12 protein-coding genes are annotated in these 14,751 nt (G+C 58.1%); 5 read left to right on the plus strand and 7 right to left on the minus strand.

Annotated features, from left to right (window positions below; translation table 11 throughout):
* Window positions 1–216: 216 nt before the first annotated feature.
* The gene (locus AB1748_RS12185) at window positions 217–1,227 is read right to left on the minus strand and encodes an MBL fold metallo-hydrolase (protein WP_367395546.1); all 1,011 of its coding nucleotides are present in this window, start codon (window positions 1,225–1,227) and stop codon (window positions 217–219) included.
* A gap of 18 nt (window positions 1,228–1,245) precedes the next feature.
* Window positions 1,246–1,518 carry a YebO family protein gene (locus AB1748_RS12190; protein WP_111138856.1) on the minus strand — a complete coding sequence of 91 codons (273 nt, stop codon included), beginning with the start codon at window positions 1,516–1,518 and terminating at the stop codon, window positions 1,246–1,248.
* A 212-nt stretch (window positions 1,519–1,730) separates the two neighbouring features.
* On the opposite strand from AB1748_RS12190, the gene AB1748_RS12195 reads away from it, so the two are divergent.
* Complete coding sequence (locus tag AB1748_RS12195) at window positions 1,731–1,967, plus strand: YobH family protein (RefSeq protein WP_111138855.1); 237 nt, start codon at window positions 1,731–1,733, stop codon at window positions 1,965–1,967.
* 30 nt (window positions 1,968–1,997) lie between these two features.
* On the opposite strand, the gene kdgR is transcribed toward AB1748_RS12195, so the two are convergent.
* Window positions 1,998–2,789 (minus strand): DNA-binding transcriptional regulator KdgR, encoded by a 792-nt coding sequence (gene kdgR, locus AB1748_RS12200; protein WP_111138854.1) that lies wholly within the window; start codon window positions 2,787–2,789, stop codon window positions 1,998–2,000.
* 185 nt (window positions 2,790–2,974) lie between these two features.
* Between kdgR and AB1748_RS12205 the strand changes: the two genes are divergently transcribed.
* Complete coding sequence (locus tag AB1748_RS12205; RefSeq protein ID WP_111138853.1) at window positions 2,975–4,345, plus strand: MFS transporter; 1,371 nt, start codon at window positions 2,975–2,977, stop codon at window positions 4,343–4,345.
* A 54-nt stretch (window positions 4,346–4,399) separates the two neighbouring features.
* Here AB1748_RS12205 and htpX read toward each other — a convergent pair whose 3' ends face one another.
* The 4 genes from htpX to AB1748_RS12225 form a co-directional block, all read right to left on the minus strand.
* Window positions 4,400–5,281: a protease HtpX gene (htpX, locus tag AB1748_RS12210; protein ID WP_111138852.1), complete on the minus strand. Its 882-nt coding sequence runs from the start codon at window positions 5,279–5,281 to the stop codon at window positions 4,400–4,402.
* A gap of 244 nt (window positions 5,282–5,525) precedes the next feature.
* Window positions 5,526–7,565, minus strand: coding sequence for a carboxy terminal-processing peptidase (gene prc, locus AB1748_RS12215; RefSeq protein WP_293771177.1), 2,040 nt, complete (start codon window positions 7,563–7,565; stop codon window positions 5,526–5,528).
* A 19-nt stretch (window positions 7,566–7,584) separates the two neighbouring features.
* On the minus strand, window positions 7,585–8,286 hold the full coding sequence (gene proQ / locus AB1748_RS12220; RefSeq protein ID WP_111138850.1) for an RNA chaperone ProQ: 702 nt from the start codon (window positions 8,284–8,286) through the stop codon (window positions 7,585–7,587).
* 96 nt (window positions 8,287–8,382) lie between these two features.
* Window positions 8,383–8,883, minus strand: a complete 501-nt coding sequence (locus AB1748_RS12225) for a GAF domain-containing protein (RefSeq protein ID WP_111138849.1) — start codon at window positions 8,881–8,883, stop codon at window positions 8,383–8,385.
* A gap of 214 nt (window positions 8,884–9,097) precedes the next feature.
* On the opposite strand from AB1748_RS12225, the gene yebS reads away from it, so the two are divergent.
* The 3 genes from yebS to rsmF all read left to right on the plus strand — a co-directional run bounded on the left by yebS (window position 9,098) and on the right by rsmF (window position 14,519).
* Entirely contained in the window at window positions 9,098–10,342 is a 1,245-nt protein-coding gene (gene yebS / locus AB1748_RS12230; protein ID WP_293771180.1) for a membrane integrity lipid transport subunit YebS, read from the plus strand.
* Window positions 10,311–12,944, plus strand: a complete 2,634-nt coding sequence (locus tag AB1748_RS12235) for an MlaD family protein (RefSeq protein WP_367395547.1) — start codon at window positions 10,311–10,313, stop codon at window positions 12,942–12,944. The genes yebS and AB1748_RS12235 overlap by 32 nt, the downstream gene beginning before the upstream one ends.
* A 147-nt stretch (window positions 12,945–13,091) precedes the next feature.
* Entirely contained in the window at window positions 13,092–14,519 is a 1,428-nt protein-coding gene (gene rsmF / locus AB1748_RS12240; RefSeq protein ID WP_367395548.1) for a 16S rRNA (cytosine(1407)-C(5))-methyltransferase RsmF, read from the plus strand.
* Window positions 14,520–14,751 lie beyond the last annotated feature (232 nt).

Below are 14,751 nucleotides of genomic sequence, written 5' to 3' on the forward strand. Positions count from 1 at the left end.
ACCCATGTCTGTTATGTGAAATCAGCCGTCAATCCTGTACAGCGACGCTTATTTCGTACAGGTAACACTTTTTTTGCACCAAAAGCAGGAGCCAGACATAAGCACTGCTCCAAATAAAAGCAACGGCATCCTTTTTACTTATTAAGAATTTAACTTTCGATTTGAAAAAATTGATGCCGGATAAAAAAATGCTGGCTTTTATTTGCCCGCCAGGCTTTAGGACGTTTCCTGGGCAGCGTTATTCAGACGGCGGCTTTCCCCTATTCGCCACGGCGCGAAGTCGCCGTTACGCTCATGCGCCCGGTACAGCCCCTGCGCCAGTTCCTGCGGAGGGGCATCCAGCGACTCATCGGCCAGTTCGAAAACCCCCCAGTGGATGGGCAGCGTCAGCGGCCTGCCGGCCTTCTGCCACAACGCCACCGCCTGATCCGGGTCCATATGCTGCCCGGCCATAAACCAGCGCGGCGCATAGGCACCAATGGGCAGCGCAGCCAGCGTGAACGGCCCCAGCCGGGCGATGATCTCCGCGAGGCTGTCGCTGTAGCCGCTGTCGCCGGAGAACCAGAAACGGCAGGCGGCTGAGCGCACTACCCAGCCGCACCAGAGTGAGCGGTTACGGTCAAAGGGCGTCCGCATACTCCAGTGACGCGCCGGTACGGCATCGATGTGCAGTTCGCCGAGCGTGATCGACTGCCACCAGTCGAGCTGATGCACCTCTCTGACGCCGCGCGCCCTGCACCACTTCGCCAGCCCCAGCGGCACAACAAAGGTCGCCTGCGGAAATCGGCGGACAATCGCCTTCACCGTCGATCGATCCAGATGATCGTAATGATTGTGTGAAATCAGCACCACATCAAGACGCGGCAGATCGGCGATGCTGAGCGGCGCGGGCGTTTTCCGCTGCGGACCGGCAAAGGGCAGCGGTGAGGCGCGGGAAGAGAGCACCGGATCGATCAGGATATAGCGCTGGCTGAGGCGCAGCAGCACGGCGGCATGGCCGAGCCACCAGATACGATCGTCGCTGCCGCTGAGATCGGCAGGCTGCCACCACTCCCGGACAAAAGCCGCGTAGCCCTGCCGGGGCGGCAGCGGCAATCCCCCGGCTTTACGCTCACGGCGCCAGCGCTTCAGATCGCCTGGCTGCCGCAGATCCGGTTCAGGATTCGAGAAGCCCTGAGGCGTATGGTGCGCTTTGCGGCTGTCGTACCACGGATTTTTCCAGGCCATCCCGCCTCCCTGCTGTGATTATCGCTCCGGGATTAACCGGATAAAGTCGCGCTTCTCCCGATCGTCATCGGTTTTTTTTGGCTCTGCGCCTGGCTGCATCTCAATCAGCCGACGCAGCAGCTGATTTTGTTTCTTCTGCTCTTCGAGCAGCGACTCCAGTAACCGGATCTGTTCACCGGCGCGCACGCTGGCCCGGTTAACAAAGAACCAGGCGATAAACGCCACAATCACCATGATGACCAGCAGGCCATAACTGACCAGCGATCCCGAATTTGCGGCTAACTCATTCATAACTGCCTCGTAAAACTAAGTGGAAATACCAGAACATCACAGCCGCCTATTCTACCTGTCGGCACTGCAAAAGATAATGGGGCGAACAGCAATGCAGAATTTGCCGTTTCAGTTATCTCTGATCGATTCCGCCAGAAAAGCCGGGCATGCTGATATCATTATACCCGGCGGCACCCTGTGCGGCGCTGAGCTATCTTTCACAAGGAGACTTCATGAAACTGTTTATTCGCGCAACAGGCCTGCTGGCGGTGATCTGGCTGGCGATGCTGTTTACGGGTTACGGAGTGCTGACCGGCAGTACGAAGAATGCGGCCGGGCTCGGCCTGCAGTGCAGTTACCTGACCGCGCGCGGCGTGATCAGCGCACAGTATCTGCACACCGACAGTGGCGTAGTGGGCGTCACGGATTGTCCGCTGCTGAAGAAAAGCGGCGAAGTGATCGACAATTAACGACAGGCGGGCCGGATGGCCCGCTTTTGCTCAGAACGGATAGTCGTGGTAGCCCATCTCTGCAGAAAGCGTGCGCGCCGCCCGGTGCAGCATATTGACATAGTCCTGACGGGCATCCTCTGAGAACCGGATAGTGGGAAACGAGATACTGAGGCCGGCAATCACCACGCCAAAACGGTCAAACACCGGCACAGCGAGGCAGCGTAACCCCTCTTCCTGCTCTTCATTATCTTCGCCATAGCCCTGCACCCTGACCTGATCCAGCACCGCCAGCAGTGCTTCTGCGCTTAGCAGGGTATTGGCGGTGCTGCGCCTGAACTCCACTTCCCGCAGGATCTCATTCACTTCGCTGCGATCGCGCCATGCGAGCAGGACCTTGCCGATGGCGGTGGTGTGAAGCGGATTACGGCGGCCAATGCGCGAATACATACGCAGATTATAGAGCGAGTCGATTTTGTGGATGTAGACAATGCTGTCCTCTTCCAGCGCGCCCAGATGAATAGTCTCTCGGGTCAGGCGCGAGAGCTCACGCATCTGCACATCGGCGCTGCGGATTAAATCGACGTTCTGCAGTGCCTTCGCGCCCAGTTCAAACAGCTTCAGCGTGAGGGAGTACTTTTCGCTCTCGCCCTCCTGGGTGACGTAGCCCAGCGACTTCATGGTCTGCAGAAAACGGTAGACGGTGCTTTTTGACATCATCACACGCTGCGCGAGCTCGGTAATACCGTGATCGCGCTCTTCACCCAGCGCCTGCAGAATGCCAAACACTTTGAGAACCGAAGAGACCGAATCGGGCTGTTTATCATTTTCTGCAGAGGACATCGCGCACCTTGTTAAGCTGTTTCAAAAAAAATGGAACGAACCGTCAGTATAGAGGGAGGCCCCGCAGGGCAGCAATCCTTTAACCATTAAGTCATATTTTAAGACAGTTTTTATTTACCGCATCGCTGCATTTCCCGGCTAACTTGATTAGCATGATGATATTCACCCTCTTTAGTAGTTAACTTATGACCCCTTCTCCCCCGCAGGATGGCTTACCCACGGCGCAGCGCTACAAGGCGATTGTCACCATCGCCCTCGGCCTGACGATGGCGGTGCTGGATGGCGCGATTGCCAACGTCGCGCTGCCGACGATTTCGCGTGAGCTGAACGCCAGCCCGGCGCAGTCGATCTGGATTGTGAATGCTTATCAGATAGCCATTATTGTCTCACTGCTGTCGCTCTCGTTTCTCGGCGACATGCTCGGTTACCGTCGCGTCTATCAGGCGGGCCTTGCGCTATTTATCGTCACCTCGCTGTTCTGCGCCTTCTCGACTTCACTGACGATGCTGACCTTCGCCCGCGTGCTGCAGGGGCTGGGCGGCGCGGCGCTGATGAGTGTGAATACGGCGCTGATACGCATTATCTATCCGCAGCGCTATCTGGGGCGCGGCATGGCGATCAACTCGCTGGTGGTGGCGGTCTCCACGGCGGCTGGCCCGACGGTGGCGGCCGCCATTCTGTCGGTGGCGAGCTGGAAATGGCTGTTTCTGATTAACGTGCCGCTGGGGGCCGTGGCGCTCTGGCTGGCGCTGCGCACCCTGCCGGATAACCCGCAGAAGGCGACCACCCAGAAATTCGACGTGCCCAGCGCCATCATGAACGCGCTGTTCTTTGGGCTGATCATCTCTGCCCTGAGCGGGTTTGCTCAGGGTCAGCGTCATCTGCTGGTGCTGGCGGAAGTCGTGGCGCTGCTGATTATCGGCGGGTTCTTCATCCGGCGTCAGCTGAACATGGCGGTGCCACTGCTGCCGGTGGATCTGCTGCGCATTCCGGTTTTCAGCCTGTCGATGGGCACCTCAGTCTGCTCCTTCTGCGCGCAGATGCTGGCGATGGTTTCCCTGCCCTTCTTTCTGCAGAACGTCCTGCAGCGCGGTGAGGTGGCGACGGGGTTACTGCTGACGCCGTGGCCGCTGGCGACGATGGTGTTTGCGCCGATTGCGGGCCGGCTGATTGAGCGTTTTCACGCCGGGCTGCTGGGCGGAATCGGCCTGGCCATGTTTGCCCTGGGGCTGTTCCTGCTCGCCTGGCTGCCGGCTAATCCCACCGATGGCGATATCATCTGGCGCATGATGCTGTGCGGTGCCGGGTTTGGCCTGTTTCAGTCGCCCAACAACCATACCATCGTCACCTCGGCACCCCGCCATCGCAGCGGCGGCGCCAGCGGCATGCTGGGCACCGCGCGCCTGCTGGGACAGAGTATGGGCGCGGCGCTGGTTGCGCTGATGTTTAATCTGTTTGATGAGCGGGGTACGCATGCGTCACTGCTGCTGGCGGGCAGTTTCGCCGCTGTCGCGGCACTGGTCAGCGTCTCGCGCATGACGCAGAGTCGCGCCTGACGGTGGCAAAACAAAAAGGCGACCCGGAGGTCGCCTTTTTTATGCTGCTGAGCACTATTTCAGATACTGACCGCTGCGCAGGGCTTCAATACGTTTGTCCAGCGGCGGATGCGACATAAACAGCTCGCTGAAGGATTTCCCTTTGCCGTTGATACAGAACGCCATCATGCTGCTGGGCTCCTGCGGTTCGTAGCTGGTTTTCAGGCGCTGCAGGGCCGCAATCATCTTCTCGCGTCCCACCAGCTTCGCTGAACCGGCGTCGGCGTGGAACTCACGGTGACGGGAGAACCACATGGTGATGATGCTGGCGAGAATACCAAACACCAGTTCCAGCACCATTGATACCGCAAAATAGACCAGCGGGTTACCGTTGCTGCTCTCTTCATCATCGCGGTTGCCGGACATAAAGCCCGCTGCGATCTGCGCCAGAATCCGTGACACGAAAATCACGAAGGTATTCACCACACCCTGAATCAGCGTCATGGTGATCATGTCGCCATTTGCGATGTGCGACACTTCATGCGCCAGCACCGCTTCCGCTTCGTCGCGACTCATGTTCTGCAGCAGACCGGTCGAGACAGCGACCAGCGAGGCGTTACGTCGCGCCCCCGTGGCAAAGGCGTTGATGTCAGGGGCGTGATAGATCGCCACCTGCGGCATCGCAATGCCCGCCTGCCGGGCCTGACGGCCAATGGTTTCCATCAGCCAGCGCTCGGTTTCGTTGCGTGGCTGTTCAATCACTTCACCGCCAACCGATCGCAGCGCCATCCACTTCGACATCAGCAGTGAAACAAACGCACCGCCGAAGCCAAACAGACCTGCCATAATCATCAGGCCCTGAACACTGCTTGACTGGATCCCTGTCAGGCTGAGAATCAGCCCGAATACCAACATCACAGCCAGGTTGGTCATCAGGAAAAGAGCAATACGCATCATTTTGGTTAATCTTCCTCAGTAGTTCACGCGCCTATACGCGGATCCATATCCTATGAGCATTGTGCTGGTTTTCAAGCAACCTTAACGTTTAAGTGCCTAAAAAGACATAACTTTACATTCTGACACGTCTGAAGCCGGGACCGGCATTCCGGCGGCTTTCGGCGCGCTAATCCCGGATTACCGGAAACTTTTTCAGCTGCAAAAAAAAGCACCGCTGAGCGGTGCTTTTGCGGACAACAGCGGGTTATTTCGCCGCCGGTGCTTCTGGCTGGGCTTTCTCCAGCTGCGCAAGATCGTTGGCGATCTTCACCGTCTCATCGAGGTAAGGATCGGGCTCTTTATAATCTTTCGGCAGCTCATCCAGGTTTTTCAGCGGTTTTTTGCCTTCGGCCTGGTAGCGCGCGTTGATACGTTCCAGACGTGACGCATCATCTTCGCGATTCTCTTTCTCGCGCTGCGCCAGGTTCAGCGACACGATGTTGCGTTTATCCTTCATGGCATTGAAACGTGCAATATCCTTCATGATGTACTGGAACTCGCGATCCTGAGCGATACGCTCAGCATGCTGCTTCGTCAGCTGCGCAACCAGCGGTTTAATATCACCGGTTTTGACATAGGTTGCAGCCTTGATGCTGTCCCACGGCAGGGCGTTGTCCTCAAATTTCTCACCGGTTTCCGCCGCTTCCACGCCGGTTGGCATCAGCAGATCGGGCGTGACGCCTTTACGCTGGGTGCTGCCGCCGTTGATGCGATAGAACTTCTGAATGGTGTAGGAGACGGAGCCTAACGCCGGCCACTCCGGACGCAGCATCTGGTCGTAGATACGATTCAGCGAACGATACTGCTGAACGGTGCCTTTACCAAAGGTCGGTTCGCCGACAATCACCGCACGGCCATAATCCTGCATGGCGGCTGCGAAGATCTCAGAGGCGGAGGCGCTGAAGCGATCGACCAGCACCACCAGCGGACCTTTGTAGTAGACTACGCCGTCGTTGTCGCTGTCTTCACGCACACGACCGTTGTTGTCGCGAACCTGCACTACCGGACCACTCGGAATAAACAGCCCGGAAAGTGACACGGCTTCGGTCAGTGCGCCACCGCCGTTGGTGCGCAGATCGATCACCACGCTGTCAACGTTCTGCTTCTGCAGTTTCTGCAGCTGCACTTTCACGTCATCGGTCAGACCGACATAGAAGCCCGGGATATCCAGCACGCCCACTTTCTGCTTGCCGACATTTTTAACGCTCATTTTTACCGCGCGATCTTCCAGACGGATCTTTTCGCGCGTCAGCGTTACGGTACGGGTTTTGGTGCCCTTACCGGCAGGCAGGATCTCAAGGCGCACTTTGCTGCCCTTCGGTCCTTTGATTTTGGCGACGACATCATCCAGACGCCAGCCGATCACATCTTCCATCGGCTTGCCGGGCTGACCCACGCCGACGATGCGATCGCCTACCGTGATGGCTTTGCTTTTCGCTGCCGGGCCGCCTGCGACCATCGAGTTAATGACGGTGTAGTCATCATCCATCTGCAGCACGGCACCGATCCCCTCCAGGGAGAGGCTCATTTCGGTGTTAAACTGCTCGGTGTTACGCGGCGACAGATAACTGGTGTGCGGATCGATTTCGCGGGCAAAGGCGTTCATCACCAGCTGGAAAACGTCTTCGCCATTGCTCTGAGCCAGACGACGGATGGCGAAGTTGTAACGCTTAGTCAGAACGTCGCGGATCTCCTTATCATCTTTGCCCGCCAGCTTCAGACTCAGCTGATCATATTTCACCTTGGCATCCCAGAGCGCGTTGAGTTCCGCTTCATCTTTCGGCCACGGGGCTTTTGCGCGATCAATGTCGATAGTGTCATTGCCGCTGAAATTCATCGGACGCGCCAGCACCGTCAGCGCATACTGATAGCGCTCGAAACGGCGTTTCTGCGCCAGATTATAGAGGTCGTAAAAGAGATCCAGCTTGCCGCTGCGCAGCTCATCGCCAACGGTCCCTTTCTTGCTGGCAAACTGCGCCACATCTGACGCCAGCAGCACATTGTGGCTGTAGTCGAGCATGTTCAGATAGCGATCGAAAATCTTCGCTGAAAAGTTCTGATCCAGGTCGAACTGACGGTAGTGGGAACGGGTGAAGCGCGAGGTTACGCGCTCACTGACCGTAGGGTCCTGCGGGTCTTCATGAAGCTGGGGGATCTGATCGGCGCGCGTGATGTTCTCTGCGCCGAAGGCAGGGCCTGCTAACAGCAGGCCCGCAATAAGTCCAACTCTTAAAAGGGTGTTCATGCCGGGGTTAGCCTCCGTTTCAGAACTGCAAATGTTCTGCGCGCACAATCATTGCCATGCCGGAAGCGAGCTGGACCCGAACGCCGTCTTTCGATACTTCCAGAACGGTGGCGTCCATCGCACTTTTGCCTGCTTTAACTTTAATACTCTGGCCGGGTTGCAAAGTTGAGGTATCAGTGATGGGTTTGGCTTCCTGCTCCGGACGCGGAGCGGGCTTGCGATGTTGTGAAGCGGTCGCACGCGGTGCCGTGTTCTGAGGACGCGGTTTACGCGGTGCATCGCCTTCTGCAGGCTTACGCGCGGCCGGCTTGCGTGGACGACGCGGTGCTGCGCCCTCTTCGCTCTCGCCTGCTTCACGACGTGCGGCACGCTGCTGATCGCGCTGCGCCTGAACGCGCGCTTTGGCTTCTTCGAGCTGCTTGCGTGCATGCTCAACGTGCTGCTCGTCCAGCACGCCACAGGCGTTGCCGTCGAGATCGACACGAATCGCACCGGCTTTGATGCCGTAAAGGTAACGCCAGCTTGACGTATAGAGACGCAGCGCAGAACGCAGCTGTGTTTTGCTCAGACCCATTTCGCCCTGAACACGCTCGACCAGATCCTGAAAGATACCGATTTTGAGCGGACGCGCTTCACCTTCAGCGCTAAAGCAGTGCGGAAAACGCTCCGCCAGAAACGTGATGACTTCTTTACTGCTATTCAACTTAGGTTGATTTTCCATGAAATTTCCTGATTACAACGGGTTTGCCGACCAGCGCAGGCATGAACAGGCGACATTATAATGACAACATCGCTAAATGCCATGTGATCCAGTCGATTAGCTGCGTGTCAGCTGCAGATATTTTTCTAAGTCGCTGTTCGCAAGCACTTCACAAAGCCCATCAGTCAGCGTGACCAGGCCCGATTCGTCGTCGCTGTCAAAGCGATTGAACACTACGCTGTCAATGTCCAGCACCCCAACCACAGTGCCATTCACTTTCAGAGGAATCACAATTTCAGCATTGCTGGCTGCGTCGCAGGCGATGTGGCCCGGGAAAGCATGCACATCATCCACGCGTTGCACTTTTTCTTCTGCCAGCGCCGTGCCACACACACCTTTACCGACCGGAATACGCACACAGGCGATTTTGCCCTGGAACGGGCCCAACACCAGCGTATCGGCTTCCGTCAGCAGGTAGAAACCTGCCCAGTTCACGCCTTCGAGACGTTCGTACAGCAGCGCGCTGAAGTTTCCCATTGCGGCGAGGAACGCCGTTTCTCCCGCCAGCAAGGCGCGCATATCGCGATTCAAATCGGCGTAAAAGGCAGTTTTGTTCATTATTTAACCATTACCAATGACATCTGAACGGAGCAACTGAGACCGTTCGTTAAAAATAAGTTTTAAATATCCAGAGCCACAAGGTGAATCATAGCGTTAGTTGCTATACCCTTAGCATTCTGTGGATCGAAGCGTGATGCCCGAGACAGGCACACAGACAATGTCTTGACGACCAATAATAGTTACTTCTGAAGAGCGAAGACTGCCTCACCCTATGAAAATTCACGCTATCAGCCAGACATTGCCTCACGCACGTTATCAGCGTTGTCCGCAATGCGATACCCTTTTTTCCTTACCGGATGTGAAATCGCATCAGTCGGCTTACTGCCCGCGCTGCCATGCTGAGATTCTCAGCGGTCGAGACTGGTCCATGACCCGCCTGATGGCGATGGCCGCCACCATGATTGTGTTAATGCCCTTTGCCTTCTCGCTGCCGCTGGTCGATATCCGGCTGCTCGGTATGCGCATCAACGCCAGCGTGCTGGAAGGCGTCATCCAGATGACCCAGCAGGGTGATGTGCTGACCGCCTCAATGGTAGCGTTCTGTACTATCGGCGCGCCCGTGACGCTGGTCGTCGGCATCTGTTACCTCGGCATCGGGCGGCGTCTGGGCATGAACCTGCGGCCTGTGCTGCTGATGCTTGAGAAGCTCAAAGAGTGGGTGATGCTCGATATCTACCTGATCGGTATCGCCGTGGCGTCCATTAAAGTCCAGGACTATGCTTCGCTGGAGATTGGCTACGGGCTGGCGGCTTACATTGCCCTGACGGTGCTGAGTGTGCTGACGCTGATCCACCTGAATATGGAGCAGTTGTGGGAACACTTTTACCCGCAGCGGCCGGGAAATATGGCCCGTGACGCGATGCAGGTCTGCCTGAACTGCCACCATACCGGCCTGCCCGACGCCCGTGGCCGCTGTCCGCGCTGTCACACCCCGCTCGACTTCCGGCGTCGTCACAGCCTGCAAAAATCCTGGGCCGCGCTGATCGCCTCGATTGTGCTGTTGATCCCCGCCAACCTGATGCCCATCTCGGTGGTCTACGTCAACGGGTCGCGCCGCGAGGATACGATCTTCTCCGGCATCCTGTCGCTGGGGGAAGGCAATGTACCGGTGGCCGCGATTGTGTTTATCGCCAGTATTCTGGTGCCCTTTACCAAGGTACTGGTGATGCTGACCCTGCTGCTCAGCATTCATTTTCGCTGTGAACAGGGGCTCAGAACCCGCATCCTGTTACTGCGGTTCGTGACCTGGGTCGGCCGCTGGTCGATGCTCGATCTGTTTGTCATTTCGTTAACCATGTCGCTGGTCAACCGCGACCAGCTACTGGCTTTTACCATGGGACCGGCGGCGCTGTTTTTTGGCGCGGCCGTTATCCTGACCATTATGTCTGTTGAGTGGCTGGACAGCCGCCTGCTCTGGGATGCACATGCAACAGGAAACGCCGACTACACCGACTAACGCCACGCTGCGCAATAAGCGTAAAATTTCGCCCTTCTGGCTGCTGCCAATTATTGCGATGTTGATCGCCTGCTGGCTGCTCTGGACCAATTACCAGGAGCGCGGCACCACCATCACCATCAATTTCCAGACGGCGGATGGTATCGTGCCGGGCCGCACCCCGATTCGTTATCAGGGTGTGGAAGTGGGCACCGTGCAGGGCATTAATCTCAGCGACGATTATCGCAGCATTCAGATCAAAGCGAGCATCAAGAGCGATATGCGTGACGCGCTGCGCGAAGATACGCAGTTCTGGCTGGTGACGCCGAAAGCCTCCCTGGCTGGCGTATCGGGACTGGATGCGCTGGTGGGGGGTAACTATATCGGGATGATGCCGGGTAAAGGCAAACCCCGCGACGCGTTCACTGCGCTGGATACGCAGCCGAAATACCGGGTCAATACCGGCGAACTGCTGATCCACTTACATGCGCCCGACCTGGGATCGCTCAGCACCGGGTCACTGGTCTACTACCGTAAGATTCCGGTGGGCCGGGTCTATGACTACAACATTAACAGCAAGACCGACGGCGTTGCGATCGATGTGCTGATCGACCGTCGTTTTGTCAATCTGGTGAAAACCAGCAGCCGCTTCTGGAACGTCTCGGGCGTCAACGCCGACGTCAGCCTGAGCGGCGCAAAGGTTCAGCTGGAGAGTCTGGCGGCGCTGGTGAATGGCGCTATCGCCTTTGACTCACCCGAGGGCGCACAGGCGGCGAAGTCGGAACAGCACTACCGGCTCTATCCCGATCTCGCCCACAGCCAGCGCGGAGTGCTGATCACCCTGGATCTGCCCGACGGCAGAAACCTGAAAGCGGGCAGTACGCCGCTGATCTATCAGGGGCTGGAGGTCGGTACGCTGACGAAACTCAACCTGCAGGATGGCGGTAAAGTCACCGGCGAGCTGACCATCGATCCTTCGGTGGTCGGCCTGATGCGCAGCGGCACCCGGATTGAGATGCACAGCCCGAAAATCAGCCTGACCGATACCAGTCTCAGCGCACTGCTGACCGGCAATACGCTGGAGCTGGTGCCGGGCGAAGGCGAGCCGCAGCAGCACTTTACCGTGCTGGCGTCGAATGAAACCCTGCTGCAGAAGCCGAATGTTCTGACGGTCAGACTCAGCGCACCGGAGAGCTATGGCATCGACCAGGGTCAGCCGCTGATGCTGCACGGTATGCAGATTGGCCAGGTGATGTCGCGTTCGCTGGATGAGAATGGCGTGAATTTCGTGGTGGCGGTCAACCCGGAGAATCGCAACCTGGTGCACGGCGACAGTAAATTCATCGTTAACAGCCGCCTCGATGTGAAGTTTGGTCTGGATGGGATGCAGGTGTTAGGTGCCAGCGCCCGTGAGTGGGTCGATGGTGGCATCCGGCTGGAGCCGGGCAAAAAAGGCGCGCCGAAAAGTGCCTATCCGCTGTTTGCCGACGCGGAAAAAGCGGATGAAGGCATTACTGGCGATGCCCCCTCTACGACGCTGATGCTGACGGCGAACAGCCTGCCTGACGTGCAGGCCGGTTCGGTGGTGCTCTACCGCAAATATCAGGTCGGTGAGATCGTGAAAGTGACGCCGCGCGCCGACGCCTTCGATATCGCCGTGCATATTAAACCGGAGTATCGCAAACTGCTGACCAGCGAAAGCGTTTTCTGGGCCGAGGGCGGCGCGCGCGTCAGCCTGAACGGCAGCGGCCTGACCGTGCAGGCGTCTCCCCTGAACCGGGCGCTCAAAGGGGCGATCAGCTTTGACAACATGAGTGGTGCACAGTCGGCTAAAGGGGCTAAACGGGTGCTCTACTCCTCTGAAACGGCGGCCCGCGCGGTCGGCAGTCAGATTACGCTGCATACCTATGACGCCAGCAAACTCTCGGCCGGGATGCCGATCCGCTATCTGGGAATTAACGTCGGCCAGGTTGAGTCGCTGTCGTTGAGCAAAGATAACAATCAGGTGGTGGCGAAAGCGGTGCTCTACCCTGAGTACGTCAACGACTTTGCCCGTCTGGGCAGCCGCTTCTCGGTCGTCTCCCCTGAGATTTCCGCCACCGGCGTGAATCATCTGGAGACGCTGCTGCAGCCCTATGTCAACGTCGATCCCGGCAAAGGGAACGCCGCGCGTTCGTTTGAGCTGCAGGAGAGCACGATCACCGATTCGCGTTACCTGAATGGTCTGAATATCTATGTGGATGCCACCGAGGCGGGCTCGCTGTCGCTGGGTACGCCGGTGCTGTTCCGCGGGGTGGAAGTGGGCACCGTGACCGGCACCTCGCTGGGAAATATGGCGGACCGCGTACAGATCGCCCTGCGCATCAGCAAGAAGTATCAGCATCTGGTGCGTAATAATTCAGTGTTCTGGCTCGCCTCCGGCTACAACCTCGACTTCGGCCTGGTGGGCGGCGTGGTGAAAACCGGCACCTTCCAGCAGTTTATCCGTGGCGGCATCCAGTTTGCGACGCCGCCGACGGTGCCGCTGGCGCCGCAGGCGAACCCGGATAAGCACTTCCTGCTACAGGACGAAGCGCCGAAAGAGTGGCGCAACTGGGGAACCGCGATTCCATCGCCGCGCTGAGCATACCTGGGATGGCGTCTTTTGCATCTATGCGAAAGGCGCATGCTCCCTGAGCGTTCACGTTATTCACTCTCAGACGGGCAGCCTCGCTGCCCGTTTGCTTTCCGCGTGATACACTGCCGCCTTTGCCTTAACTGGAATATGCCCGTGTCAGATGCTTCTTCACGTTTCCCCGCCGAGTTTCTCTCTTTAATGCGTCAGAGCCTGCCCGACGAGGCAAGCTTCGACCAGTTTATTGCCATCAGCCAGCAACCGCTGCGCCGCAGCCTGCGCGTCAACACCCTGAAGATCAGCGTGCCTGACTTCCTGGCGCTGACGGCTGACTATGGCTGGCAGCTGACGCCGGTGCCGTGGTGCGAAGAGGGCTTCTGGATCAGCCGGGAGGATGAGAGCCTGCCGCTGGGCAGCGTGGCTGAACATCTCAGCGGCCTCTTCTATATTCAGGAAGCCAGCTCCATGCTGCCGGTAACTGCGCTGTTCGATGCGCAGCCCGACGTCAGCGCCGTGATGGATATGGCCGCCGCACCGGGTTCGAAAACCACCCAGATCGCTGCGCGGATGAATAACAAGGGGGTGATCCTGGCGAATGAGTTCTCCTCCAGCCGGGTGAAAGTTCTGCACGCCAACATCAGCCGCTGCGGCGTCAGCAACAGCGCGCTGACCCACTTTGACGCACGGGTGTTTGGCCCGGCGCTGCCGGAACAGTTTGACGCCATCCTGCTGGATGCGCCCTGTTCAGGCGAAGGGGTGATCCGCAAAGATGCCGACGCGCTGAAAAACTGGACGCTGGCCAGCACCGAAGAGATTGCCGGGACGCAGCGCGATCTGCTCGACAGTGCGTTCCATGCCCTTAAACCGGGGGGCACGCTGGTCTACTCCACCTGTACCCTGAATCCGATCGAGAATCAGCAGGTGATCGGCTGGCTGCTACAGCGTTATCCCGGCGCAGTTGAGGTATTACCGCTGGATGAGCTGTTTCAGGGCGCGGATCAGGCCGCAACGCCGGAAGGCTATCTGCATGTCTTCCCGCAGATTTTTGACAGCGAAGGCTTCTTCGTGGCCCGCCTGCGTAAAACCGCGTCGGTCGCGCCTCTGCCCTCACCGGGTTATAAGGTTGGCAAGCTGCCCTTTTCTCATCTCAGCCGCAAACAGGAGAGTGAGATTATCGCCGCTGCCGCTGCGGTCTCCCTGAAATGGGATGCGTCCCTGACGCTGTGGCAGCGCGACAAAGAGATCTGGCTCTTTCCAGACGCCGTCACGCCGATGCTGGGTAAGGTCCGTTTTTCACGTATCGGCCTGAAGCTGGCCGAAACCTTTGCAAAGGGTTATCGCTGGCAGCATGAGGCGGTGGTGGCACTGGCGCAGCCTGATACCGCCCGGCGTTTTGAACTCACGGCGGCAGAGGCGGAAGAGTGGTATCGCGGCCGGGATATCTACCCGGAAACGGCACCGGCCAGCAATGAGATGATTGTGACCTATCAGCAGCAACCGCTGGGGCTGGCAAAGAAAGTGGGCAGCCGGATTAAGAACAGCTATCCGCGGGAACTGGTGCGCGACGGACGCCTGTTCCGTTAGTCGTAAACCAGAACCGGAAAGCCTGCCGGTTTGTGCTGAAGGCAGGCTGGTCGCGTGTGAATGCGGTGGCGGGCAGAGCACGGAGAACAGGCGTCGGGCCTCTGTCGTTACCCTGACGCACACACAGCCGCCGCGCAATAGTGACACTGTCACGCGAAAACCCGGTTTATCGCTGCATCCCCCACCGTTCATCCCGGCGTGTACTCCGTGTAGAGTCAGTAAGGCCTGCCGT

It is taken from the genome of Pantoea sp. Ep11b, assembly GCF_040783975.1.
Taxonomy (GTDB): Bacteria; Pseudomonadota; Gammaproteobacteria; order Enterobacterales; family Enterobacteriaceae; genus Pantoea.